This window comes from Vibrio sp. 1249-1 (assembly GCF_033340495.1).
Genome location: NZ_JAWOWJ010001246.1, coordinates 1 through 502, shown reverse-complemented (window position 1 = coordinate 502; position 502 = coordinate 1). Strand labels below are relative to the sequence as shown.

Below are 502 nucleotides of genomic sequence, written 5' to 3'. Positions count from 1 at the left end.
TTCGGCAAACACCAAGACAACCATAGTTAGCGCACCCGTTGCGATCGCGACACCTAAATCGCCGTACAGGCGCATGCCGATGATGGTCGCAATTGCTGAAGCAAGAATGTTCACGAGGTTGTTGCCGATAAGAATAAGACCAATCAAGCGATCTGGTCGGTCTAATAACTTTTCGACACGTTTGGCGCCCTTATGCCCACTTTTCGCTAAGTGCTTCAAGCGGTAACGGTTCAAAGACATCATCCCTGTTTCTGAACCAGAAAAATAACCTGATATGACGATAAGACACGCGAGTAGCGCAAATAAGATACCCGTAGATATGTCGTCCAAAACGTAGCTGTTCCTTGTATGTTTTTGGCAATTCAACAGCAAAGTGAGCTGCGAATTCAATGAATTAATGCGTACTGTATTTTATCTGTCCGCGAATATAAAGGATTAAGGAGCCCGAGAGCTCCTTAATTCAAGATGATTTCTTTTACAAAGCGACTGCCAAAATAGGCCA

1 protein-coding gene is annotated in these 502 nt (G+C 44.4%); it reads right to left on the bottom strand.

The features are described 5' to 3' along the window. Positions 1-330, bottom strand: a 330-nt coding sequence (locus R7Z50_RS31510) for a CNNM domain-containing protein (protein ID WP_318150276.1), incomplete at its 3' end; no start/stop codon positions are given. Positions 331-502 lie beyond the last annotated feature (172 nt).